The 23206-nt window shown below is 63.2% G+C and carries 18 protein-coding genes; 10 read left to right on the top strand and 8 right to left on the bottom strand.

Annotated features, from left to right (window positions below):
• The first annotated feature begins 56 nt into the window (after window positions 1-56).
• Window positions 57-1583, top strand: coding sequence for an MFS transporter (locus OC550_RS10530; protein WP_262106315.1), 1527 nt, complete (start codon window positions 57-59; stop codon window positions 1581-1583).
• A gap of 532 nt (window positions 1584-2115) precedes the next feature.
• Here the strand turns inward: OC550_RS10530 and OC550_RS10525 are convergent.
• Complete coding sequence (locus OC550_RS10525) at window positions 2116-2943, bottom strand: cytochrome c oxidase assembly protein (RefSeq protein WP_262105737.1); 828 nt, start codon at window positions 2941-2943, stop codon at window positions 2116-2118.
• Window positions 2943-3464 carry a DUF2243 domain-containing protein gene (locus tag OC550_RS10520; RefSeq protein WP_262105736.1) on the bottom strand — a complete coding sequence of 174 codons (522 nt, stop codon included), beginning with the start codon at window positions 3462-3464 and terminating at the stop codon, window positions 2943-2945. The genes OC550_RS10525 and OC550_RS10520 overlap by 1 nt, the downstream gene beginning before the upstream one ends.
• 428 nt (window positions 3465-3892) lie before the next feature.
• On the opposite strand from OC550_RS10520, the gene OC550_RS10515 reads away from it, so the two are divergent.
• Complete coding sequence (locus OC550_RS10515) at window positions 3893-4072, top strand: hypothetical protein (RefSeq protein WP_262105735.1); 180 nt, start codon at window positions 3893-3895, stop codon at window positions 4070-4072.
• A gap of 119 nt (window positions 4073-4191) precedes the next feature.
• On the opposite strand, the gene OC550_RS10510 is transcribed toward OC550_RS10515, so the two are convergent.
• On the bottom strand, window positions 4192-4578 hold the full coding sequence (locus OC550_RS10510; RefSeq protein ID WP_262105734.1) for a hypothetical protein: 387 nt from the start codon (window positions 4576-4578) through the stop codon (window positions 4192-4194).
• A 606-nt stretch (window positions 4579-5184) separates the two neighbouring features.
• Between OC550_RS10510 and OC550_RS10505 the strand changes: the two genes are divergently transcribed.
• The gene (locus OC550_RS10505; protein ID WP_262105733.1) at window positions 5185-8310 is read left to right on the top strand and encodes an RHS repeat-associated core domain-containing protein; all 3126 of its coding nucleotides are present in this window, start codon (window positions 5185-5187) and stop codon (window positions 8308-8310) included.
• A 635-nt stretch (window positions 8311-8945) separates the two neighbouring features.
• Here OC550_RS10505 and istB read toward each other — a convergent pair.
• From istB to OC550_RS10485, 4 genes are all read right to left on the bottom strand, one after another.
• Window positions 8946-9764, bottom strand: coding sequence for an IS21-like element helper ATPase IstB (gene istB, locus OC550_RS10500; protein ID WP_262105732.1), 819 nt, complete (start codon window positions 9762-9764; stop codon window positions 8946-8948).
• Window positions 9761-11437, bottom strand: a complete 1677-nt coding sequence (gene istA, locus OC550_RS10495; protein ID WP_262105731.1) for an IS21 family transposase — start codon at window positions 11435-11437, stop codon at window positions 9761-9763. Before istA ends, istB begins: the two co-directional genes overlap by 4 nt.
• Window positions 11438-11635: 198 nt before the next feature.
• On the bottom strand, window positions 11636-12529 hold the full coding sequence (locus OC550_RS10490; protein WP_262105730.1) for a hypothetical protein: 894 nt from the start codon (window positions 12527-12529) through the stop codon (window positions 11636-11638).
• 1124 nt (window positions 12530-13653) lie between these two features.
• Entirely contained in the window at window positions 13654-14013 is a 360-nt protein-coding gene (locus tag OC550_RS10485) for an SRPBCC family protein (RefSeq protein ID WP_262106314.1), read from the bottom strand.
• A 257-nt stretch (window positions 14014-14270) separates the two neighbouring features.
• Between OC550_RS10485 and OC550_RS10480 the strand changes: the two genes are divergently transcribed.
• The 5 genes from OC550_RS10480 to OC550_RS10460 all read left to right on the top strand — a co-directional run bounded on the left by OC550_RS10480 (window position 14271) and on the right by OC550_RS10460 (window position 19968).
• Window positions 14271-14774, top strand: a complete 504-nt coding sequence (locus OC550_RS10480; RefSeq protein ID WP_262105729.1) for a hypothetical protein — start codon at window positions 14271-14273, stop codon at window positions 14772-14774.
• Window positions 14775-14886: 112 nt separating this feature from the next.
• On the top strand, window positions 14887-15444 hold the full coding sequence (locus OC550_RS10475) for a phosphoribosyltransferase family protein (RefSeq protein ID WP_262105728.1): 558 nt from the start codon (window positions 14887-14889) through the stop codon (window positions 15442-15444).
• A 218-nt stretch (window positions 15445-15662) separates the two neighbouring features.
• Window positions 15663-15968: a hypothetical protein gene (locus OC550_RS10470; protein WP_262105727.1), complete on the top strand. Its 306-nt coding sequence runs from the start codon at window positions 15663-15665 to the stop codon at window positions 15966-15968.
• A gap of 1889 nt (window positions 15969-17857) precedes the next feature.
• On the top strand, window positions 17858-19144 hold the full coding sequence (locus OC550_RS10465; RefSeq protein WP_262105726.1) for an ArgE/DapE family deacylase: 1287 nt from the start codon (window positions 17858-17860) through the stop codon (window positions 19142-19144).
• 179 nt (window positions 19145-19323) lie between these two features.
• Window positions 19324-19968, top strand: coding sequence for an N-acetyltransferase (locus tag OC550_RS10460; protein WP_262105725.1), 645 nt, complete (start codon window positions 19324-19326; stop codon window positions 19966-19968).
• Window positions 19969-19998: 30 nt separating this feature from the next.
• Here the strand turns inward: OC550_RS10460 and OC550_RS10455 are convergent, their stop codons facing one another.
• The gene (locus OC550_RS10455) at window positions 19999-20679 is read right to left on the bottom strand and encodes a GntR family transcriptional regulator (protein WP_262105724.1); all 681 of its coding nucleotides are present in this window, start codon (window positions 20677-20679) and stop codon (window positions 19999-20001) included.
• A gap of 202 nt (window positions 20680-20881) precedes the next feature.
• Here OC550_RS10455 and OC550_RS10450 point away from each other — a divergent pair, with 202 nt between their 5' ends.
• Together OC550_RS10450 and dapA are read left to right on the top strand one after the other, a co-directional pair.
• Window positions 20882-22267, top strand: coding sequence for an NAD(P)/FAD-dependent oxidoreductase (locus OC550_RS10450; protein WP_262105723.1), 1386 nt, complete (start codon window positions 20882-20884; stop codon window positions 22265-22267).
• 42 nt (window positions 22268-22309) lie between these two features.
• Window positions 22310-23203 (top strand): 4-hydroxy-tetrahydrodipicolinate synthase, encoded by an 894-nt coding sequence (gene dapA / locus OC550_RS10445; protein ID WP_262105722.1) that lies wholly within the window; start codon window positions 22310-22312, stop codon window positions 23201-23203.
• Window positions 23204-23206: the final 3 nt, after the last annotated feature.

Here is a 23206-nt window from a genome sequence, read left to right as displayed (position 1 = left end):
ATGACGGCGATGCCCCGACGGCGCCGTTCAACCAAAAGCTCGCCCTGCTGCTGGCGATGGCGATGTTCGTGCTCGTCGTCGACACCTCGATCATGAACGTCTCGATCTCGGCGGTGGTGCACGACATCGGGGCGACCGTCAGCGGCCTCCAGTCGACGATCGCGCTCGAGGCGCTGGTGTCGGCCGCCTTCATCCTGATCGGCGGCAAGATCGGCGACCTGATCGGGCGCAAGCGCGCCTACGTGATCGGGCTTGTCTGCTACGCCCTCGGGGCCCTGGCGATGACGCTGGCCCAGACCCTGCTCCCCATCATCATTTTCTGGGCGCTGATCGGCGGCCTGGGCGCCTCGCTGCTGCTGCCTGCCATGCAGTCCCTCATCCATGGCAACTTCGAGGGTGCGGCGCAGAAAAGGGTCTACGCCCTGGTCGGGGCCTCGGCCGCGATCGCGGCCGCCGTAGGGCCGCTGCTCGGCGGGTTCATCACCACGTTCCTGTCCTGGCGTGTTGCCTTCCTGCTCGAGGCCCTCATCATCGCGGCCGTGCTTTTGGGCATCAAACTGGTCCACGACGTCCCGTTCCTGGGGCCCCGAACGCTGGACGTCGTCGGATCGGTGCTGTCCATCGTGGGCATGGGCGGCATCGTGCTCGGCATCCTCGTCTGGCAGGAGGGCGGCGAGGCAGTCGGCGCGCTCCTGGCCGTGGGGGCCGTCGGTTTGGGCAGCCTGGCGTACTGGCTCGTTCGGCGTAAGCGCCAGGACAAGGCGCTGCTGCTGGACCCGGACCTGTTCCACTCGAAAGCCTTCCGGTTCGGCGCCACGGGGCAAATGCTCCAGCAGATCGCCCTCGGCGGCACCATGATCGTGCTGCCCATCTACCTCCAGATGGTCCTCGGATACAACGCGATGCAGTCGGGGTTGTCGATCGCCCCGCTCTCGCTGACCATGTTCGCGGTCGCCATGCTCGCCGGAAAGAAGAGCGGCACGCGGCGTCCGGCCAGCTTCATCAGATGGGGCTTCCTGCTGCTGATGGGGGGCCTGCTGGTGCTCGTGCCGATCGTGCCGCGCGCGGACTCCGGCTGGTGGCTTCTGCTCCCGCTGGTCATCGCGGGAGGGGGTCTGGGCCTGCTGGTCTCGCAGCTGAACAACTACACCCTCTCGCCGATCTCGGACGAGCGGGTCAGCGAGGCCGCCAGCGTGAACTCGGCCGCCGGCTCATTCGGCCTCTCCTTCGGGCTCGCGTTTGCCGGCGGCATCATGCTGGCGGCACTGTCGATCATCTTCACCTCCATGGCGACCTCCAGCACGGTGCTCCCGCCGGACGAGCAGCAGCAGGTCGCCCAAGTGCTGGAGGAGGACGCCCAAGTGCTGAGCAATGCGCAGCTCGAGGAACTCCTCGCCGGCCAGCCGGAGAAGTACCAAGAGGAGATCATCCGCATCAACACCCAGGCGCGGCCGCTGGCACTCCAAATCGCGCTCTTCGTGCCGCTGCTGGCCGGCCTCGCCGGTTTGGCCACTTCCTTCCGCATGATGCGGCTTCCGGACCCCACGCCCTCCGGCACCGCGGAGGGGCCGATCCTGGGCTGAGCCCTCGGGCTCCGGGCGAACCGCGAAGGACCGCACAAAGCACCGAGTTCTAATGCTGCTCGCCCAGACCACCGCCCGCGGCGCCGAGGGGCACCACCGACAGGCCCGGCGGAGCGAGGTGAGCCGATGCGAACATCGTCCACAGCGACGTGCTGCCAGTCAAGCACGCGACCCGCGGGCGGGCTCGCGAAATGTGCCGGCACAGCCCCGCCAACCAGGCAGTGCCCAAGAACCGCCTAACCACACCGGTGCGCCCCACCACGACCGCCGCACGGCGAGGCCAATAACCGGCAGCCCCTGAAAGACCTGCAGCGCCGAGTGCCCGAGGATCCGGCGGACGTGACGTCAACAGGCGATTCCTGGCTCCCAAGCAACCAGCGCCAAGCTCGAAGCCCATCATCCTCGGCCAACAGTCACAGGTTTGTTCAAGGCAAATGCAACCGTCTCGCAACGAAGCAATTCGAGACGGGAAGGTTTAGAGACATCGAGATAGATGGAGGAACCCTGAACGGTGCCCCCGGCCCCGAAGGCATTAGGCAGGAGCGGCCGGCAGCGCTTTCTGTCCGTGGGAGAGCCGCCTCTTGCCGGATTCAGGGCGCCAAGTGGAGACCATGGCGAAGGCCAGGATAAGTTCGGCCATGTCTCCTGCGTAGTACATGAGTTCGCCCGCTTGGCGCAGCTCCTCGGGCGGGGCCGCGACCTGGACGAATAGGCCGGCGTAGAGAAGCTGGGAAATCACGGCGTGTCCGGCAATTGCGACACCGAGGACGATAAGCCGGGCCGGGACGGAGGGTCGCCGCGGGGCGGGGTCCGGGCCGGCTATCACCCAGGCGAAGAGGTACCCTGCGGCGAGAAAGTGCAGGTGGATCAGATGATGCGGGCCCTGGGCCTGCGCGGCCACGGCGTAGAAGGGGGTGAAGTAGAGTACGGCGAGCCCGCCCAGGTTCAGGACAAGTGCTGTCACCGGGTGGGCGATGATATGGACTGGGAGCGACCTGAGGAGGTGTCCAGCGATCTTGCCATATCGCCGAGGCAGGGACCGCAATAGCAGTGTCACCGGCGCCCCGAGGACCAGTCCGATGGGCGCGTACATGCCGATCAGCAGGTGCTGGTACATGTGCGAGGACAGTCCTCCGGCCGCAAAGGGCGAGATCTGGGGGTTCAGTCCCAGGGCGAGCAGGCCTGCGCCGCCCAGAAATGCCCTCGTGCGCCACGGATTCCAGCCGCGGGGCTCCCGCCTCCGCCTGGAGGCGAGGACCAGATAGCCCAGTGCGATGACGGCCAGCAGGAGCACCGGCAGGGCCGTTTCTAACGATCCGAAACTCTCATGGCCGTGGGCTTCATGGACCGTAGTAGCCATCATCCTGCGGAAGACCTCCGGGGTTCAGCCGCGGCGCTGAGGTCCACCGTTCGGCCGGAGCGCTGCATGAGCCAGCCGCCGATGATCAGCAGGGCGCCGAAGATGAGGAAAAGGATGTCTGCCAGTGTTTGATATTCGCCGCTGATGACGTGGTGGATACCTAGAATGTGGTGGTCCATGATTCCCTCGACCACGTTGAAGACCCCCCATCCCAGCAGGATCCATCCCCAGAGCACGCTCGAACTCCAGATGCGTCCGCGGGACCCGGTGATGCGGGAATACAGGATGCCGAGTCCGATCAGCACAGCCAGCCAGGTGACGGTGTGAAAGAACCCGTCCCAGAGGGTGTTCATCTGCAGGCCGTGGACGGTGGTTGCGGGGAAGGAGCCGATGTCGATGTTGGCTGTGTCGGCGCTGGTGAGCATGTGGTGCCACTGCAGGATCTGGTGCAGCAGGATGCCGTCAACGAATCCGCCCAGTCCGATACCAAGTATCGTGCCGGGAAGTCCGATTCCTTTCATCCCGGCACCCTCGTTTCGGGCATTTGCAGATGCTTTACTCGCCATGTCCGCTCCTGATCATCCCTTCATGCACGTACCCCCTGCGCATTTACACAGTAGGCTTGGTTTTTGCCGGGCGTCCACAGAAAACCGCGGCTGACCTGCATTGGCGCCTCGGCCGCAGACACCGGAAAACCGGACCGGCAGAAGTTGCCGGAGAGCGCAGGGAATTCCGGAGAAGGTATCGCCCGTGACATCACCCGCGCTTCATCCCGACCAATTCCGGGACCGGCCCGGTCTCCTCCTCCACGGGGCGGGTCCGGGGACGGAAGATTGGTTGCCCCCATCCTGCGCAGTTGCCTCAATGCCCGCGCCTCGCTTCGCGCCGGCAGCAGGATTGGAGCCATCATCCAGGTCCCCGGGTCAAGGTGCTGGCCAAGGACTCTCCCATGGAAGCCCCGATCAAGGAAGCTCTCGCCAAGGACGCCCGGGTCAGCGCTTGCCGCAACAACATGCGTTCGTTCGGTTTCCAGGAAGATCAGCTCCTGCTGGTGGTAACGTCCGTGCCGGCCGTAATCGCACACTTGGCCGAACGCCAGTGGCAGGGCTGGGCCTACGCCAGACGCTGACGCCGGCCAGGGCCTTCCTAATGCATCATGTGAAGGTCCCCTCGATTGGGGCGTCTCACAACCCTAGCGATTCGAGACGAGCAGGTTGCGAGACACCGAGTAGGCGACGAGAACGAGTCTTAGGCCGCTGACCTAGCAGGTATTCGATCGAACAGGAGAAAGATCAGCTGTGCTGCCATAAGGAACGCCGCGACAAGGAGCAGAGTATGCGATTGGATCAGGGTCACAACAGATCCGATAATGATCGCCAGAACTGCCACTCCTCCATGGACAACAAACTTCCAGCGCTCCCGACTTAGTTTGAAGGTCTCCGATTCGCTCTTCCGCCATCCCAGACGCCATGCCTCTACGGCTAGTCCTGCAGCAAGCACAGGAACCATGACCAGAGCGATCTCGACTATTCCATTCCGCGGACTTATCAAAATGGCAGTGACGGCTGCGCCGGCCAGGACCAACATAGCGATCGCCCCAGCGGTCCTCTCCTTGCCGTCCTTCGAATCCCCCATGCGCTAATACAACTGCAGGGGAATAGCATCGTCAATCGTTCGCGGAACGCTGAGCCTTTCGCCGATCCTATTACGGGCGACTTCTCCAAACAGAGGCGATGTGTCTCACAACCCAGATGCTGCGAAACGCTAGCGATTCGAGACGCGCAGGTTTCGAGACACTGCACGGTGGCGTTCTTCCCTGGTTCGCTCCATGGAGTGAGTCACGGAGGTAAATGGCATGACTATGTCAACCCTTTTTGGCCCCGGCACGACGGCTATTCTTGGCCCCACCCCCTGTGGCCTGGGTTATTGCAGCCTTCACGCAAAACCTGCCTGCCGCACGCCCGGACTGCCCGTGCATTGCGTCGCACTCACAGCGGGCTATGGCCACTGGACGCTTTCCTACTTTGCACGGACCATCGGGGTTAAAGGTATTGCCAGCGTGAGAGACATGCTTCACACTTGGCCTTAGTCCGCAAGGGGGCGGGCTAACCGACTAACTTTGGGGGACCCGTTATGGGAGTTCGTCGCGCCATTTTGGCATGTCTTGTCACCTCAGCTCTGACCGTCACCGGCGCCGGGGTTTCTGCCGCTGCGGTACCGGCAGCGCCTGGTGTCCCGTCGATGGGGGAACCGCCGGGCACGCTCGCGCCGGCGGTCACGGAGCCGCTGAACCCGGGCACGACCGAGAGTCTGGCACTGTCGGGGGATGATCTGCCGCCGGCCGCCGGGCCGGACGGGATCCTGGCCGGGAACCGCAAGGCCGCGCAGATGGTCTCGCGCGACCTGACGGATACGGTGAAGCTGGGCTGGAACCCGGCCACGGGGAATACCGTGCTGACCGGGAAGCTGCTGCACCTGGAAGGCGCGGACCGGGACATCGATCTGTCCTGGCGGTACAACAGCATCAACGACCACCGACCCACCCTTTCCGAAGGCACCCACGAAACCGCCCTGACGGTCGGGGCCGACGATTCCGTAACCTATACGGCGGCCGACGGCGGCACCTACAAGTTCGTGCCGAAGACCGGCGGCGGGTGGACGATGCCTGCGGGGCTGAATGCCTCGATTACCGCGTTCAGCGCCACCGCCGTGACGCTGCGGTTCAACGACTCCGGGGAAACGAACTTCTACCAGAACGTCAACGGCACCTTCCGGCTCACGCACACCGGGCACCATTACATCGCGACGGCCGACCGCAACGTCTACGCCTACGACGCATACGACCGCCTGTCCAGCATCACCACGCCGAACGGCCGGCAGGTCACCTACGAGTACCAGGACAGCGGCAACGAAGAATCCCCCTCGAAGATCACCGACCAGACCCTGGGCCGGACTATCCTGATCGACTACGACAGCGACGGACGGATCAGGTCCCTCATCGATGCCGACGGCAAGGAGACCCTCTTCACCTTCACCAACGGGAAGCTGACCTCCCTCACTGATGCCCGCGGCACCAGGACGGACCTGTCCTACGGCAGCGACGGGAAGGCCGCCGAAATCGACTACGGCGCCAACACCACCGCCCGCACCGTGCACACCCTCACCCCGGTCAATGCCACCACCTCGCACCTGACCGACGGGGATAACCGGACCACCGTGTTCACGTTCAACGCGGCAAGGCAGGTCACCCAGGTCACCGACCCCCTCGGCCACACATCCAAAAAGACCTACAACAACCACGATGATGTGCTCACCGACCTCGACGCGCTCGGGAACCTGACTACCTCGACCTACAACCCGAACAACACGCTCAAGAACGTGACCTCCCCCGCCGGGGCGACCGGCGGCACCGGCAAGCAAGTCTCCTACACCTACCCTGCCGCCACGGCGGGCGAGGCGTGGCTGGAATACCAGCCGCTGACCGCAGTGGACAGCGAAAACAACACCACCAGCTTCACCTACGACAGTGTCACGCAGCGGCCGTATCAGACATTGACGCCGTTCGGGCAGGGCGGCACCCTGGTCAACCGGTACCAGGGCGACGCTGCCGGCACCAGCTGCGGGGCGCTGCGCGGCCAGCTCTGCAAGACCATCGATGGGAAGGGCAACACCACCTCCATCACCTACGACGCCACCCGGAACCCGGTCACCATCACCCGGCCCTCCCCGCTCGGCGCGGTGACGAACACGTTCGATGCCGCCGGCCGGATCGCGACCAGCAAGGACGGGAAGAACCAGACCGCCGTCTACGCCTACGATGGGATCGACCGGCTGGAGCAGATCCGCTACAGCGCCACCTGCGCCCTCGCGGACTGCGTCACCTACACCTACGACGCCAACGGCAACCTTACGGACCGCACCGATGCCGCCGGCACCACCACCGTGGCCTACGACGCGCAGAACCGGCCCACCTCCAAGGCCGTCGACGGGGTGACGACCTCGGCGACTTATGATCAGGCGTCGAACATCACCAGCTACACCGACCCCACAGGGACCGTGGACTACCGGTACGACGATGATGACCGACTGATCGCCCTCGCCGAGCCCGACGGGTCCTGCCCGGCGACCCCGGTGTTCCCGAACGACACGAAGTGCACCGGCTTCACCTACGACAACAATGACCGGCGAACCGCCACCCGCTACCCGAACGGGGTGAAGAACACCACCGTCTATGACAAGGCCGCAAGGATCACCTCGATCACCGCGACCAACACCGCCGGCACCGTACTGGCCAAGCGCGCCTACACCTACACCACCCACGCCACCACGGCGCGGGACGGGGCGCTGCGCAAGACCATGACCGACGAAACCGGCGCGGTCACCACCTACGGCTACGACAAAATGGCCCGCCTGACCTCCGCCGCCGTCGGGACCGTCACGGACTCCTGGACCTACGACGCGAACGGCAACCGGCTCACCGCATCCAAGACCGGCGCTGCCACAGTGCATTACGCCTACAACGCCGCCGACCAGCTCTGCTGGACCGGCAGCACCGCCGGAACCTGCACCGCACCCCCGGCCGGGGCCGCCCTCTACACGTACGATGCGAACGGTAACAACACCAAATCCGGGACCCCGACCAGCATCTGGAACACCTTCAACCAGATGACCTCGCACACCCGCTCCACCACCGCTCTCCCGTTCACCTACGCCGGACCGTCCAACACCGAACGCACCAGCGCAGGAACCACCACCTTCGTCAACGGGCTGCTCGGCCTCACCCGGCAGACCAGCGGCACCACCACCACCTCATTCGTCCGCGACCCGCAGGGAACGCTGATCAGCATGACCAACAGCGCCGGCACCTTCTACTACACCGCCGACGCCCTCAAATCCACCATCGCCCTGACCGACAGCACCCAAACCAAGGTAGCCACCTACACCTACGACTCCTGGGGCCGCACCACCGGCACCGGCACACAGGCAGGCACCAACCGCTTCCAATACCTCGGCGAATACAAAGACGCAGCCACCGCACTCAACAAATTCGGCGCCCGCTACTACGACGCCACCACCGGCCGCTTCACCCAACCCGACCCCTCAGGACAAGAGGCCAACCGCTACGCATATGCTGAATGCAACCCAGTGAATGTGTCCGACCCGAGCGGCTTACAGAGCAGCTACTGCACAGCCCTGGGCATGGCCTCAATCGGAGTCGGCGCCGTTTCGCTCGCTTCCGGCGTGGGTGCGCTGTTCGCCACTGGAACGATACTAGGGGCTCCTGCGGGCCTAGCTCTAGGGCTACTATCTGCGGGAACGGCGGCTATAAGCCTTACTTACGCAGTTATGCAGAAATTATCCTGCTGAAAGGAATGCCATGCAGTCGGTAGCAACTCTAACAATTTTGGCCGTTCTTTTGGGCTTACCCGCGGCCATCTACAGCATGAGGCATCCCCGCAGTAAAGGAGAGCCCTTCTCGAACCAGCGAAGGGTACTCCTCGCACTAGCTATCCTAGGTGCTGTTTTGCTCATCATTTCAGCAGCATTGTTACTCTCTCCCAGCTAATATCCCTGCAATGTCTGAAAACGCAGGATCGGGCGAGTCGCTAATGGGATGATGAAATGTTTCCGAAAAAGGGAAAAATCTGGACGTATCGTGAACGAGGTCGAAGCCTTAGTCTTGTTTGGGGTCTGCTGGCCATCGGCTTGGTGATATTCGGCTTTTACCGTGTTGCAGCAGCGTCCGATTGGTTCGTCCTGATTCTAGGGATCATCGCGCTTATCTCCGTGGCCGTCTTCCTCCTCGAGAGTGAACGCACACATCGTGGTGAGCCTTAGGCCTCTCCAGCAGTAGCCTGTACACGACTACCAAGCATCCGCATGTGCTATCAGTAAGACCAGCACATGCGGATTCTTTGGCTTGTCCTCAAAAGGTGTGATTGCAGGGAGTTCGTCGCGCCGCCGTTTCCCCGGTACCGAAGAATTGTGAGCGGCTTCTGAGGCTAGCTGGAGGTGTGTTGGGCGATGGTGCGGGCGAGGCGGTAGGAGTCGGTGCCGGTTTCGATGATGGCGCCGTTGAAGGTCAGGCGGTCCACGATGGCTGCGCAAAGCCTCGGGTCGGTGAAGGTCTTGGTCCAGCCAGAGAAGGATTCGTTGCTGGCGATCGCAATGGAGTTCTTCTCCTCACGTTCGGTCAGGACCTGGAACAGCAGCTCGGCGCCGCGGCGGTCCAGTTCCATATAGCCAAGCTCATCAATACACAGCAGGTCCACGCGCCCGTAACGGGCGATGGTCTTGGCCAAGACTTTCTCGTCGGCGGCTTCGACGAGTTCGTTCACGAGCCGGGTGGCCAAGGTGTATTTGACCCGGTATCCCTTTTCCGCGGCTGCGGTGCCGAGCCCGATGAGCAGGTGGGACTTGCCGGTTCCTGAGTCGCCGATCAGGCACAGGGGTGCGCCTTTGCGGATCCAGTCCCCGGTGGCCAGGGTATGGACGGTCGCGGGGTTGATGTTCGGGTTCGCGGCGAAATCGAAATCTCCCAGCCACTTATCCCGGGGGAAGCCGGCTGCCTTGACGCGGCGGATGGACGAGCGCCGGTCCCGGTCATCGCACTCGGCGAGCAGCAGTTCGGCCAGGAATCCCTGATAGGAGAGCTGTTCCTTCCCTGCGGCGGTCAGGGCTTCGTCCAGGACCGCCCGGATGGTGGGCAGGCGCAGACGCCGGCAGGCCTGGTCCACGGCCGCGACCGCGGCCTGCTCGGTCAGGCCCCGGCGCCGGCGCAGCGTCGGGGTGATGGTCGTGGCCGGGGCGGTGGGGCTCATGAGATGTTCTCCTTCGACACGGTTCCAGCGGAGTGCTCAGTGCGTTTGAGCAGCAGTTCGTCGTAGGCGCCGATCGAGGGAACGGGCCGGGTGTCGGGCGGGAGCCCGGCGATGACGGCGGCGGGGTCCATGAGCCGGCGCTGGGTGAGACTGACAACCCGTTGCACTTTCACGTCAGCATGAGCAGCGGGATGACGGCCCGGACCGGCCCCACCCGACGGCGCGCTGGCGGCGTGCCTTCGGGCTTCGACGGCGACGACGTCGGCACTGACAGCGCCCACGCCCAGCGCCGCGGTGATCCCTGCCTGGATGTCCGCGGCGTCCATGGACCGGTGCAGCAGCAGGACGTCGATGAGTTCCCGTGTCCCGTCGGCGTCGCCGTTGACCCGGCGGGAGGCGGCCCAGAACGCCTCATGCGCACTGGTGAACGCCCCGGATTCACGGGCCCGGGCCAGAGCAGTGGACCCGGGCAGGGCGCCGGGTTTGATTTTCAGGACCTCCAGGTAGTGATCCAGCTCGACCGATTGCCCGGACCGCGCGGCAACCCGCTGATGCCGGGCAACCACGGTTCGGCCGTCGAAGACCACGAGTTCGGATGCCCGCAGCGAGACCCGGACCCTGCGGCCAATGAGCCGGGCCGGGACGGAGTACTTCACCATCCGCACCGTGATCATCGAAGACCGATCCACCCGCGGGTTCAGCACCAGTCCGGGATCGAAAGCTTCGGCCGGCAACGGTGCCAGGAACGGCCGTTCGGTTCCGAAGTCCTGGCCGATGGTGCGGATCCGGTCATTGATCCGTCGGGCCTCGTCCAAGGCCTCCCAACCGCGGATGCGGTCGTTGAGCTCATCCAGGGACACGGCGACAGGCATCGGGGAGAGCCGGTTGCGTCGGAACCAGCCCACCTCGCCCTCGACCCCGCCTTTCTCATGCGCACCGGCGATGCCGGGCTGGCAGTAGAAGGCATCGAAGCCGTAGTGCGAGCGGAACAACATCCACCGGTCGTTCTCCCTGCGCTGCCGGCCCTGCCCGAACACCACAGCCGAGACCGCGCTGGTCAGATTGTCATAGCGGATGTGTTTGACCGGCACGCCGCCGAGCTCGTTGAACGCCTCGATATGGCCTTCCAGAAAGGCTTCCTGCGCCTGCGTTGGATAGATCCGGTGAATGGCCTTGCCCGAGTGCGACAACCGGAAGATGAACATATAGCACTTGGTCTTCACCCCGTTCAGCACGACCCAGACCTCACCGAAGTCCACCTCGGCCTCCGCGCCGGGCGCGTGCTCCTGCGGGACGAACGCCTCGACTCGGCGTCCGGCCTCCACATCAATCTGTGCCCGGCGGACCCGCACGTAGTCCCGCACCGTCGAATAGGACAGCTCCTGCGCTCCGTGCTCCTCGATCAGCCGGGCCAGGATCCTGCGCGCGGTATGACGCTGCTTCCGCGGCGCCGTAGTGTCCTCGATCAGCATCGCGTCGATCGCGGCCTTGAACGGCTCCAGCCGCCAGGACACCCCCTGCCTCGGCTTACGTTCCGGAGGGGTAGCTGATTCCAGAGCCTGCCGCACCGTTCTTCTGTGAACCCGGTACCGGAGGGCCAGCGCGCGAACCGACAGCTCCTCAACCCGGGAATCCCTTCGAATCTGCGCGAACAACTCCACTCTCGACTCCATCCAGCCCGCCCTCCGCCGCATCCATCCGCTGATGGATCCAACGTTGAAGGCGGGGCCACAAATAACCGTCACAAGCGCCCGGCGAGTCATGAAATGGGGCCCAATATAACCGTCCTACCGGGGCCATCCAAACCTGTCACAGCCAATGGCACCCCGATCGCCCGGTAGCGCTGAACGAGGAGGCCCAGGATCCGTTTTCTAGGGCACCCAGCCATGGTCGAGCACCCAGCGCTGGTCCCAGTCGTCGGGCCGGTGGAGCAGGGCTTCATTGACCCACTTCATCACGTTGGGCCTGCCCATGACGTAAGTCCTGTCCGCTTGGATCAGCCAGGGATTGACCGTGGTGCCCAGGCTGCGCACGTTCTCCAGGTGCAGCTCCCGCAGCGGGTGCTCGGCGGAGACGACGTCGAGGCCGGAGACCTCGCCGATGCCGTCGAACCTGATCTTCTCGGCCGAGGCCAGCTGGTGGATACGGCTGACATCAACCCGTCGGGTGGTGTCGATGCTGACAATCTCGGCAGGGTGCGGCCATCCGGGTGACCCGTCGGCCACCTTCAGTCGCTGCAGGAAGAGGGAGGACAGCGGTCCTTGGATCAGGTCCAAGGCCTCCTGGGTGGCTCCCAGGAGGCGCAGCGAGTCCAGGCGCGGTGCGGCGACGAAGGGTGCGGCTTCCGGCTGCCACGGGCCATCGTAACGCCGCAGTTGCGGCCATTCCCTCCGGGTCGGCGCGGTCTTGATCTTGTCATCAATGCTCAGCGCTTCCAGGTGCGGGATCTCATCCAGCAGCGAGAAGTCCGTGACCCCGTAGGTGGTCTGGACGCTGCGCACGACGTCGAAGACCGGGGCGAGCACGTCCAGTCCCGGCTGGTCATCGGGCGGGTAATCGATAATCACCCGCCCGTCCTCGTTGGACAGCAAATGTTCGCGCGCGTCCGGGGGCAGCACACCGTTCTCGACCCACAGCGGGTTGGGCTCGGGGTAATCGTCCTCATCTTCGTAGCCCTCGGGGGCCAGAAAGAACCCGAACTCCTCCAACATGGCCGCAAACTCGGGGTCATCTTCCAGACGTCCCCCGTCTTCTGGAATATTCATGCCCCCAGTGTCGCAGGCATCACCCCACCTGCTGACGCGTAAGCGGGGGGACACCAGTGGGAAGGAGCCCGGCGTCTCGAATCGCCAAGGATTCAGCACACGCCAACTAAGAATCTTCAAGGAATAAGCCGGCGTCTTTCGTATACCTCACGTCCCAATAGTGGTCAGAGGCTGTCCATGCATTCCCTCGTACGGGTGCTTTCGCCGCCCAATCAGCTGCCTGGCCGAGCCAAACGCTTCGGATTTCCTGGCCTATCCGGTCGCGCATGTCGGACGGCACCGCCTTGACCCACATCATCAGCGGACTTCTCTCGTATCGGCCCGGATCCAAATATTGTGAGCGCGCATCCGACGGCCAATAGGCGCGTAGGATACTCCGCCCTTCAAGCACATTCGTCCGGCTGAATGAAAGACTGCCCACGACCGCTCCGGCCGAGACGAGGGCGGCACGTACCTCATCCCTGCCCAGAGGGTAAGCCCATCCCTTAGGCAGCTTGTCCTTGAAATATACTCCCCAGGGTTCCTCATCCGTCATCTCTGCATCCTAGCCACCGGTACCTGACCTCATTGTGGTTTCAGGCCCGCAGTTCCGGCGATAGGCGGCTTGTCTCTAACCGGTGTGTGCTGAATCCCTAGGGATTCACTACACACCGGTTATGAGACACTGCTGGCAATCTCTGAGTCGGATCACAGCGGTAAATGGCGCACCAGAGAGGCATCTCGAATGAAATAAACGCCTGTTCATCGTCTAAATTGAGAGCATGACGCGTGAGTTGGGGACTAAAATTCTCGCTGGTCTTTTCGCCGCGGGTGCTCTGTTTTTACTGACAGCTTGGATTATTGTCCGGCTCTGGATGGGTATCGAGGCCCGGATGCCCGTGGAATGGCAGTTGTACCGAGGGATAGCATCTGCGGGGCTGGTCCTGCCTGGGGTGCTTCTTTGCTATTTTGCTTTAAGGCAGTCCGGATCCACTGGAGATCGCCTCACTGCGGTTGCGGGAGCAGTTTTGTATGTACCGATCGCGATATTCGCATCTGCCTTCTTGGGACTTTAACGCCCGGGCCCCTCATGCACGGTGAATAAGTGCGGCCCACGGACGCATGCCGCCCTAGAGCCAAGCAACTTAGGAGGGGTCATGAGCGGTCAGGTATCGGTTTCGGGTGTCGATCAGGTGTCGAAGATATCGAGCAAGGAATAACTTCTCGACGATACGTCCGATGGGACCAAATGGTGCGGTGAACTCGATGCGGTCAATCATCACGGTTTCTTCACCTTCGACCAGGAACTCGTGAACATGACGGAAGCGCCGGAATGGCCCCTTGACCTGTTCATCGACGAAATAGTCCGGGGCCTCCATCGCGGTAATCCGACTGGTCATACGGATAGGAAACCCGAAGTGCCATGCCCGCCACACGACCTCCTCACCCAACGAGATCAATCCTGTCGTTACACCCCCAACTGCTTTCTCTCCGGACTTTGCCATCGAACCGACATGGGCATCGATGCTGCGGGACCGGTCAAAGAGCTCATTCTTACTGACCTTCGTGCGGGTGGTGCATTCAAATGATGTCACCGACAAAGTATGGCAGCAGCAATGACCGCAGATTGACGGGCCAGTGAGGGATCCTCAATTGAGGCACCCCGTCTTACAACGCTAGCGTTTCGACTCACTGGGGTTATGAGACATACCGGGTCAGTCGGGTGAAGGGTGCGGCTGTCCGTAAGGGATAAGGTTCGTGAATGAGATTCTCGTACCCTCAATGGGTTCAATTTCAGGGCCGCTCTCTGGGCATTGTCTGCCAAAACGATAACGGCACAGAGGAAGCCAACGAGGACACTGACGGTGTCCTCGTAACCAACGGCAGGATCGTCTCTGTGCGTACTCCCGAAGAATTCTCCACGGTAGCTATCGACCACGGTCTGGATCTGGAAGATGACGAGCTCGAATCGCAGAATCTTGATGGGTTGGAAGAACTCCTAGAACTTCCGATGTCGGACGACATCTGTGCGCAGCTCCTGAATGCTTGGAACCTGTTCGCCGATATTGCCCGCAGTGTCGATGCCACATTGGATGACCGCGGACCTGTCGCATCCAAGTGCTACGACAAACTCTTCTTCGGCAACAACCTGGAAAGCGTCACTCCCGCTGGCGAACACTACAGCCCCTCTTTCAACGAGAGCGAACGCCGTACTATGCAGGAAATTCTGGACCGCGGCCGAACAATCCTCGCCACTCATCTCTAAAGTCACTCGGGTCCAAAGCCCTCCGCTTTTAGCGATAAGGGATCCCTGAATGCAGGACACTTAGCGCGATCCTCGAAATGTCTTCTGTCAGGTTGTCGATAGGATTCAGCTCATGCCTTCGGACATTTCTACCGACCTTCAATCCCGTTTGGCTGAACTGTTTGAATGGAAGATCAATCCTCAGACCGGCAGCGAGTACTTTAATCTGTTCGCTTGGTGGCGAGAGCCGGAAGTCGTCGCAGGAATCGGTGATCTGCTGGCCAAGCCCTTCCGCGACAGCACGCCAACCATTGTCATAGGCCCTTCCGCCAGCGGGTACCTCACAGGGGCGTTAACGGCGGCAAGCCTCGGCGTTGGCTTCTGTCCCATTCGCAAAGACCCCTCGCCGTCCTTCGACAGCGACCCCTGGATCACTGTCACTAGCCCGCCGGACTACCAAGACCGGCATCTCGAGTTCGGCTTGCCTAAAGGTCTTATCCGATCCAGTGACCGGGTCCTCGCGGTGGACGACCTCATCGATACGGGCGGACAGCTTCTGGCCCTGCAGAAACTCGTCGAGGACATCGGCGCCGAATGGATCGGAGCATCGGTTTTGATCGACAACCTCAGGGAGAACCATCCGCGACGGCAGCTGAACCTGAGAAGCGTTTTTCACATACGCGATCTGTAAACACACACTTCAGTGCAGCTGTTACCGCTCAGTTCCATAAGCCGGTCCCGCTTGGGCATTCGCTGGCGGACGGGTGCCCAAATTTGCTGACAGACTGATGCCGTGAACGAACGAGACGAGCGGTAACGATGAGCGAGCGTCCACGGAAGAGCCATTCGCTGCCCGAGCCTGTAAGGCCGACATTCCTAGTCGATCTACACAGGACTATTGATTCCGCTGTGGCGCGGAATGAGGCCGCCATCGTTGCGGCTCATTCCTATGACGGTTGGGAAGCCGGCCGCGAAGCCGTCAGCGGATGGCGCACTCAGATTGCACTCGTGGCCGACCCGGAAAGGGTGATGGTGGTCTGGTACGACAACCTCGACCATGACGTGTGCGTATCAGGCGATGTGGAGTACCAGGAATGGACCTGGGAGCCAGATGACGTGGCAGCCCAACGTGAGTGCTTGGAGGAGCTCGATCAGCGGATTGAGGCCTTCGCGAGCGGCCGGCTTCCACGGCCCGGCCGTCGCTACTCGAGCTAGTCTGGGACAATTCTGGCGGTTGTCGCTTACACAGGTGTTGGTCGTCGCTCGATTCGGCCGCCGACATCAATAACTGCGTGCATCGATCGGGGGACGCACCGTGGGGGATCGGTCTAAGCGACGGTTGCCCAGCGGAGGATGTGTGTCGTAGGCCCAGTCCGTTTTATCGTCCGGTGGAGTTCCCGTAATTGGAGCACGCCGTTTCACAACCCTAGGGATTCAGTACACACCGGTTATGCGACACTGCGCGGTGACGGACGCAGGCCCGGGTACTCGCCACTTTCGCTGTGAATCACAGCGTAAATTCCGCGCCCGATTGCCCGACGGAGGATCCGGAACTGGAACTTTCTCGGGCATCCAATTGCACACGTATTCTCTCGGCGAGGGAAGAACGAGATAGTTGAGCCCATGGACAGGTTTCCTGAATCATCCCTGCTACGGCAACGCAAGATGAAGCGGCTAGCCAAGGTTTGTTTCGCTCTTGCTTTGGTGGCCGTTGCTCTGCCTGTCGTAGTGGGACTCCTCGGTATGAATTTGGCGCTACCGATGGGTCTTCTGGCCGCCATTCTGCTGATCGTTGGCGTGATCCTTTGGACTCGATCTGATCCCGCTTACGCGACCGGGTTGCAGAAGCGGGAGCCTCGATAACGATGATTCAAAGGACAATTCAGAGATGCGCCCCGGTTTTCCTGGTATTCACAGCCCAAAATCACACGTAGGAAGGAAAACACAAGCTCAGCGATTTAGGCTCCGCCACAGGCGCGGTTTCGTTGCCAGACCTCGACAAGTCGTAGACACCTCCAGAAGATAGGAGCCCACGTGTTCCCCAAAAGAGGACAGGTCTGGACATACCGAGAACGCGGCCGGTTCCTGGCCTTTATTTGGGCTGTGCCACTAATCCCGATGCTGACGATCGGCATCTACTTCGTAGCCGCTCAGTCGAACTGGCTATTACTCGTAGTAGCACTCGTTGCTTTGGCGGGGTGGGCACTGTTTATCTTCAGCAGTGAACGCGCACATCGCGACGAGCCTTGAACAACAAATATTCAGTTGCTGACCCGTCCCGTAAGCCGGTCGGCAGAGGGCGTGCTCGTAGCGGCCTAGATGCCGCAGCCCCATCGTTGCTGAGATGCCGTTTACCCCGCCCGATGAAAATGGGTTAGTGCCCTATCTACAACATAGTTTGTCTCATAACCCTTGGGAAACGAGACGTCTCAACGCAGGAACAGTCGCCTCACCTGCACTGTCACAGATTTTCGGAGGAATCCTGGACGCGCGATGGCAACCGACAAGTCTCGTAACTATGTATTGCAACCTTCCGGCAAAATTCGCGTGCGCATCGTTAGTTATGAGACACATGAGCGCCACAAGACGGAGCTAATTGGCGCGGCCGCAGTTAGCTGACCAGAAGCAGGCTGATGGGCCACTGATTGACGGAGTGCAGTGAAGGTATCCATCCCTTACTGTCCTTGGCGCGACCTGGAACACGAGTCCGCTCACCGCCGTCGAACGGTACTCGCTCAAAGCCGCCGGGCCGCTGCTCGGCCTCGTTCCCGCTCGTCGGATTCCCCGGCTAACGGCCGATGTGTCCGTCGTTACGGGCGCCGCCCGCGCCGAGGCGTGCGGGAGATCGTCGTGCCCGGCGCCGGGCATGTCGTAACGCAGGATGCACCCCCGGCGGTGTCCGACGCGCTCCTCGCTTCCGCTGAAGGCCCCTGCGCTTGGCTCGTTGTGCAAAGGCACAGGCCTGGGGGAGTTGTCGGTACGAAACTGCTCTTTCATGTGCCAGCAAACGCAGCGAGACTCGAATTGATGCCGATTCTTCGGCACCGCTGAACCTGTCCCGGAGCTTCGATTACTCCGTCCGATGGAACCGACTGGAGAACGTTATGTCCCTCGATCCAAACGTCCGCGACCGCATCCTCGCCGCCGTGGATGAGGCCTTCGACGCCCAGATCGCCTTCACCCAGGAGCTTGTCCGTCATCCTTCCCTGCGCACCCGGGAAGGCAGCGCGCAGCAATTGCTGTTCGAGGCCATGGAACAACGGGGCCTGGAAATGGACCGCTGGGAACTGGACCCCGAGGAGTTGTCGGCGCACCCCGGCGCCGGAGCCATCGCCGTGTCCTACGACGAGGTAATCAACGTCGTCGGCACATGGACGCCCGAAGCCGAGCAGGGACGCTCGCTGATCCTCAACGGCCACATCGACGTGGTCCCCGAGGGTCCGGCGGAGCAGTGGTCGGCCTCGCCGTGGAATTCCTACGTGAAGGAGGGCTGGCTGTACGGCCGCGGAAGCGGCGATATGAAGGCCGGGCTCGCCGCCAACCTGTTCGCTTTCGACGCCGTCCGCGCCGCCGGCTTCGAACCCGCCGGGCGGATCCACCTGCAGTCCGTCGTTGAGGAGGAGTGCACCGGCAACGGCTCGCTGGCCGCCCACCTTCGGGGCTATCGGGCCGACGCCGTGATCATCCCCGAGCCTGAGGAAGACATGCTGGTCCGGGCGAACGTCGGCGTTATCTGGTTCCGTCTCGAGGTCGCGGGCCAGCCGACCCATCCCCGGGAGATGCTCGCGGGATTCAACGCCATCGACGCCGCCTACTCCGTCGTGGGCAAGCTCCGCACGCTGGAGGCCGAGTGGAACGCCGAACGCGCCGCGCACCGGTATTTCGAGAACCTGGAGCACCCGATCAACCTGAACATGGGCGGCATCCGGGGCGGGGACTGGCCCTCCAGCGTCCCGGCCTGGTGCCACGTCGACCTGCGCGTGGCGCTTTACCCGGGACTCTCAGCCGAAAGCGTGTGGAAACAGATCACGGAGCTGCTCGAGAGCATCACGGCGGACGAGCAGGGCAACGCAATCCGGGCCAAAGCGGTGCGCACGGGTTTCTTCGCGGAGGGCTATGTGCTTGAGGAAGGCAGCGACGCCGAGAACGTGCTTAGAGACGTCCACCGCGACGTCTTCGGCAAGGAGCTGCAGTCCTTCGTCACCCCCGGCTACCTCGACGGCCGCGTCTTCACGCTCTACGCCGACACCCCGACTCTGGTCTACGGGCCGATCTCCGAGGCGATCCACGGCTACGACGAGCGGGTCGACATCGAGTCCGTCCGGCGCATCACCAAATCAATCGCCCTCTTCATCGCCGAATGGTGCGGCCTCAACGCCGTCGAACGCTGACCCGCGGACCTGCCGCCAGGGGCCGCAAACGTCGCTTTCGGCCCGCTGCCAATGCTGCTCCACCATCCCGCGTTCCTGTTGAACCGCACCCGCCTTATCGATAGGTTCGACGATGGACGAAGGAATGCGCGACGGCGGAGCAACGTCACCCGTATGGGTGCGTGACGGGCGGGGGCAAGATGGTCGAAACGATGGTCGTGGTCGAGCGGGGAGACGAGCTCGGCGAGGGATACCGGCGCCGCATCACCGAGGTCTACGTGCGCAGCTTCGCGGAGGACTTCGTCGCGTTCTCGCGCGACACGGGCAAGTTGGCGGACGCGTTCGAGCACATGCTGCTGCTCGAACGCTTCTATGTCGCGCTCGTGGAGGGGGAGCCGGCGGGCCTCGCCTCGCTCACTGAGGGAAACCAGACGCTGTTCGCGCCGCGCTGGCGTGAGGTTTTGCGTCACCTTGGGCTGGCGCGCGGGCTGCTCGGTTACGTGGTGATCCGGAGTTGGTTCATGCGTGCCTCCGACGGCGCCAGACCGGGGCTGGCCGAGATCGGGTTCGTCGCCACCGAGCCGGCTCATCAGGGTCGGGGCGTCGCCACGGCCCTGCTGGGTCACTTGCTGGCGAAACCCGGGTATCGCGAGTACGTGCTCGAGGACATCAAGGACACCAATGCTCCCGCCCTCGGCCTCTACGCCAAGCTCGGCTTCACGGTGTACAAACGCCGAAAGGTGCGCTTCGCCCGACGTGCCGGATTCACCGAACTCGTGTCGATGAAACTTACCCAAGACTCAGGGCCACAGCCTGACCCCGGGCCGTTCCTCAGCCAGGGATAGGCCTTTAGAACCTGTAATTGGGCGCGGCTGCTAGCTCTCGTTCTGCGCCGCCAGGTGCGCCTTGATCCGGCCCGTGGCGTCCAGTAGCGAAGCATCGTTCACCGAGGCGGCGGCGACCGCGTCGTGGTTCCGGGCGGCAGCGATCAGATCCTGCTGGTAGCGCCAGAGCGAATCGTCGCCCCCGTCGTTCAGGCTGCCCTGGGCTCCCACGATCTTGTAGGCCCGGCACTGCTGCCACAGCGCGCGGATCATCTGCACGAGCACCGGATTTCCCGAGGCGTTGTACAGCGTCGCCAGCATTTCCTCATCGTGGTCGAGGAGGGCTACGACGCGGCCTTCGGCTATCGCGGCCCGCATCTGGCTGTACTCGTCCTGCATCTTGTCGACGTCCTCGGACGTGATCTTCTGGCTCCCCAAGCGCGCTGCCTCGACCTCCAGCAGCCGGCGCACGTCGTAGACGTGGACCAGTTCCTCCAGCGTCAGGCTCTTCACCACGGCGCCCTTGTGCGGCTCGCGCTCGGCGAGCCCGGCTTCCTCCAGGCGGCGGATCGCCTCGCGCACCGGCATCACGCTGGTTCCCACCTGGGCGGCGAGGTCGCGGATCCGGAGGCGGGAGCCCGCGGGGAGGTCCCCGTTCAGGATCGCCTCATGAATCATCGAGTACACCTGATCGGTCAACAGAGTCGACTCGACGCGCTTGGATATGACCACAGATCAAATATATCGCCCGCTGTCCAGCCGCCATTTACGGGCCCGCGGCGCAAACAAAAAAAGATCTTCTCGCCCTCTTGTGTGATGTGTGATCACAAATTACCGTTGATGTTACCCACATCATGTAATCCAGATCACAGACCCCGGCAGGCGAACAGAAGCCTGCATCTGCGCGGAGTACCCGGACAGGAAGTTTGAAGACATGAAAGATGTAGTAATCGTCGGAGGCGGACTCGCCGGTCTTTCCGCCGGATGGCGCCTCCGTCACTGGGACACGCTCCTGCTGGAGTCGGATGGGCGGGTCGGCGGGCGGATCCGCTCCGAGCGCCGGGGCGACTACTGGCTGAACTGGGGCGGACATGTCTTCGCCGGGGCCGGGTCATCGACCGACGCCCTGCTGAGCGAGGTCGGTGTTTCCGCCGTCGAGATCCCCGGATCCCTGCAGGCCCTGTCGATGAACGGCAAGCTCATCCGCAAGGGGCACATCGCCACATACCCGTTCCGCATCCCGATGTCCCTCTCGTCCCGCATTGACACGCTCCGCGGAGGCATGAAGGTCGTCGGCGGCGTCGCCAATTACACCAAGGTCGTGCGGAAACGCGCGGGGGAGTCCGGTGCGATGCGCCAGCAGCGCATCTACGACTTCCAGAACGACAGCTCGTTCCAGGACTTCATCGGCAACCTGACCGAGGACGCGGCCGCCCTGTTCAAGACCACGGTCACGCGCTCGGCCGGCGACATGGACGAGATCTCTGCCGGCGCGGGCATCGGATACTTCAGCCTGGTCCTGGGGTTCGGCCAGGGGCTGAACCGCGGCATCGTCGGCGGGCCGTCGACCCTGACCGAGACGATCGCGGCCTCGCTGAGCGACCGCGTCCAGCTCGGTGCCACCGTGCAGGAGGTCGTGCACAAGAAGGACTCCGTCGTCGTCCGGTACAGCCAGGGCGGGGTCGACCGCGAAGTGGAGGCCCGCGCCGTTGTCCTCGCAACCACGGCCGACGTCTCGCACCGCATCGGCGTGGACCTTCCGGAGGACCTGCGCGGTGCACTCAGGCAGATTAAGTACGGCCCGCACGTCAGCACGGCATTCCTGACGAACGAGACCTCGGCGCGGCCCTGGGACGACATTTACGCCATCGCCGCCCCGAAGCGCTCGTTCGCGATCGCGCTGAACCAGGCGAGCATCGTCCGCGGTACCGAATCGGTGCGCAAGCCCGGCGGCAGCTTCATGACATTCTCGCCGGCCGGCCTCGGCCGCGCGCTGCTGGACAAGAGCGACGAGGAAGTCGTCCAGACCCACCTCGCCGACCTCGACCAGGTCCTGGGTCATGGCTTCGCCGACAGCGTCGTGGAGGCCAAGACGGCCCGGTGGAAGGTGGCCTCGCCCTATTGCTTCCCCGGCCGGGCCAAGCTGCAGTCCACGCTCATGCGGGGAACGAACCGGGTATTCCTGGCGGGCGACTTCCTCGGAACCCTGTACACCGAAAGCTCGATTACCTCCGGTTTCTCAGCCGCACAGGAAGCCGCCAGCCTTCTGGCCACCCAGCGGCAGGCACAGCCCCATTCCGGCATCTCGATCGTCGCCTAAGCGCTAACGCACACCACCCGAACTGAAACGAGGAATCCCTTCATGTCCGCAGAACTCAACGGTGTCCTCACCGCCCTTTCCACGCCGTTCAATCCGGATGAAACCATCGACACCGCCACCCTGCGGCGCGTCGTCGACCGCTCCATCGACGGGGGCGTGGACGGCGTCGTGGCCGCAGGATCGACGGGCGAGGTCGGCGCCCTGTCCTCCGAGGAGCGCCTGCTCCTCATCGATACGGTTATCGAGCACACGAACGGGCGGGTCCCGGTCATCGCCCAGACCGGCGCCACCTCGACCGCTGAAGCCATCCGCCTCTCGAAAGCCGCCGAGAAGTCCGGGGCCGACGTGCTGATGCTGGTCACGCCGTACTACGAGCCGCTGACCGTCGAGGAGACCGTTACGTATATCAAGGACGTGGCCGGCGCCGTCGATCTCCCGGTCATGCTCTACAACATTCCCGCCGTCACCGGCGTCAACCTGGATCCGGCCACCGTCCGGTCGCTGGCCGAGGACGTGGAGAACATCCGCTACATCAAGGACTCCAGCGCGAACTGGGAACAGGCGCTCCAGCTGATCCATCATCATCGTGATGTCATCGGCACCTTCATCGGGTGGGACGCCTACATCTACAGTGCCCTCGCCGAAGGTGCGGCCGGCGTGATGGCCGGCGCGGCCAACGTGGTGCCGAATGAGATTGTCGCCGTCAGCCGGCGAATCGCCGACGGCGACCTCACGGGTGCCCGCGAGCTGTGGAATGACGTGTACCCGGTCATCGACGCGCTCCTCTCGGTGCCGTTCATCCCGTCCGTCAAGGCGGGACTTGCGCTGCAGGGACTCCCGGCCGGCAAGCCCCGGCGCCCGACGGCCGACCTCAACCCCACGGACCTCGCACGGGTCCAGCACGCTCTGTCCGCGCTCAAGCAACTGGTGGTATAGCCA

This window comes from Arthrobacter sp. Marseille-P9274, assembly GCF_946892675.1.
Lineage (GTDB): Bacteria > Actinomycetota > Actinomycetes > Actinomycetales > Micrococcaceae > Crystallibacter.
The sequence above is the reverse complement of the archived record's forward strand: the minus strand, read 5'-3'. Positions and strand labels throughout refer to the sequence as shown.